At 45.0% G+C, this 2,134-nt stretch carries 2 protein-coding genes and 1 pseudogene; all 3 read left to right on the top strand.

Annotated features, from left to right (window positions below):
• Positions 1-75: 75 nt before the first annotated feature.
• Positions 76-528 carry a hypothetical protein gene (locus L650_RS0104440; RefSeq protein WP_085065424.1) on the top strand — a complete coding sequence of 151 codons (453 nt, stop codon included), beginning with the start codon at positions 76-78 and terminating at the stop codon, positions 526-528.
• Positions 529-920: 392 nt separating this feature from the next.
• Complete coding sequence (locus tag L650_RS24460) at positions 921-1,490, top strand: hypothetical protein (RefSeq protein ID WP_223230529.1); 570 nt, start codon at positions 921-923, stop codon at positions 1,488-1,490.
• Between the two features lie 9 nt (positions 1,491-1,499).
• A pseudogene (locus tag L650_RS0104430) lies at positions 1,500-2,134 on the top strand (hypothetical protein); the annotation flags it as partial.

The raw sequence follows: 2,134 nt of genomic DNA, 5'->3' as shown, positions 1-2,134 counted from the left end.
GCTTTTATCGGCTGAGTGACAGCATCGGTAATTACGCATTTTAAATCAATGTAATTTTGTAAGAGATTTTTACCTATGGAACAGTTAACAATGGCACAACAAAAACAGATGACCAAAAGCATACTTGACGCAGACGTAGCGCCAGATTGCGATATATACCATTTGTTTATTCACAGTGTTTGCTCTGCTATGAAGCGCTCAGGCTTTAGCCGCCCAGTAATAGCTGACCGCATGAACGACGCACTACACTCGCAAAACAACGAAGTTGACCAAGCCAAACTTAATAAATGGCTAGCACCCAGCCAAGCACACTACATGCCCATGCACTTTTTACCGGCACTTTGTTACGCCGTGCGCTCAACCGAGCCTGCCAATATATTGCTCAAACCTATTTTATTTAAAGCGGTCGATCAGCGCTCGCAGTTATTGCAGCAACACGCTGAGCTGCAAATGGAAATAGAAGAGCGCACTGCCATGCAACGCTATATTGCAGAGTCGTTACTGACAAACGACGACAATCAAGAATGACGTCACCATTACACCACCCGCTATAAAACCCAACTAAGGCTAAAAGATAATGACTATCAAAGACCAAGAACCGTCTGAAATTCAGGTTTTTAGTGCAGAAGAGCAACAACAGCTAGCTCAAAAAATTGAATCTATGGCTACTCAAGTTCATCTAGTGATGCCTGACAATGTTGAAAGTGCATGGCAGCTAGTTATTCAGATGGAAGAGCAAGCACTTATAGATACAGCAAAACGCGGGCTGTTGTATATGTCTATCAAAATGCATTCCGCTCACGGCGAGTTTGAATCAAAAATACGTGAGTATTCATTAGCTCCTAGAACTGTTAGGGAATCAATGACTGTCGCGAAAATGTTTTTAGCATTGCCGGAGTCAAAACGGCGGNGTTTTAAACATGAACAAAAGCAAGCTAATTGAAATGGCTCGCTTACCGGTTGAAACTGTTGAATCGTTAGATGACGACGACCTTGAAACACTTAATGACTTATCAGTACGTGAGTTCCGTAAAGAAATTCGCAAGCTTAAAAACAAACACACCGAGCTTGAAGATCAAACAACCACGCTCATAAACGCTTTAGAGACTGAGCGCTTAACCAAGGCCCCAAAGCAAATGTACGAGCTGCCTATGCTGGTTGCACAGGTGCGCCAAAAGTCGTTTGCACATAATGCCGTTGTTAACGAGTCGCTCGAAGAGTTTATAGCCATGGCCGAGCAACTTTGTAACGCCCGCGACCTTGATTTAAACCACCGTATAGGCGCAGCGCAAACAACCTGGCATTTATGGTTAGCCGTACAGCAACGCATTACCCACATGTTAAACCGTTTAAGCGGTGAGTTTGGCCCAGAGCATTTAGCCGGCGCTGAGTGCATACCACAATTTGCCGAAGACGAATGGCAAGACGCCCAAGCAAACCGTGAATACATGCTCGCCATGTTTAACGACCGTATTAATACCCAAAAGTAGGAAAGAGCAATGCATCCTGCAGTTCAAAAATACAATAAGTTACCAAGTATAGGTAACGAGCTAAGTTGGCAAAATGCCAGCGAAACAGCCCGTAAAAAAGCCCAAAGTAGGGCGGTAATAGTACGCCATTTATTAACCCAAGAATGCGCGTTACCAAAAGCGTTTGAAGCACTGGTTAATGCCTACCGCACCAATACAGCAATGGCTACACTTTCAATCGCTATTGATGCACTGGGTAAATTACCCGGGCGCGCAACCATTTATAATTGGTGCAACGCCTATAAAGACAACGGCATTAATGGGTTACTACCTAACCATAAAGGCAAAGCACAAACCCAGTACAGCTGGCTTGCCCGTAGCCTTGAGCTTTACCACAGCCCTAATAGCCCAAGCTTTGCGCAAGTGGCAGATCAGTTAAACAAAGAGGGCTACAAGGCTGAGCATCACCAAGTACGCCGTTTTATAAATGCGCTGCCACACGAGCTAGGGCCACAAAGCCCGTATCGTATGGGTGCAAAACTATATCGTGAAAAACATAAAGACCACTTGTTGCGCTCAACCGACAACTTAAAGCCTGGTGTTATGTATAACGGCGATGGCCACACGCTCGACGTATACCTAGCGCACCCTAAAACGGGTAAGCC

It is taken from the genome of Pseudoalteromonas sp. TB51 (assembly GCF_000498055.1).
In the GTDB taxonomy this organism is placed as follows: Bacteria; Pseudomonadota; Gammaproteobacteria; order Enterobacterales; family Alteromonadaceae; genus Pseudoalteromonas; species Pseudoalteromonas atlantica.
Note: the sequence above shows the minus strand (reverse complement) of the source record. Positions and strands in the feature narration are given on the sequence as shown.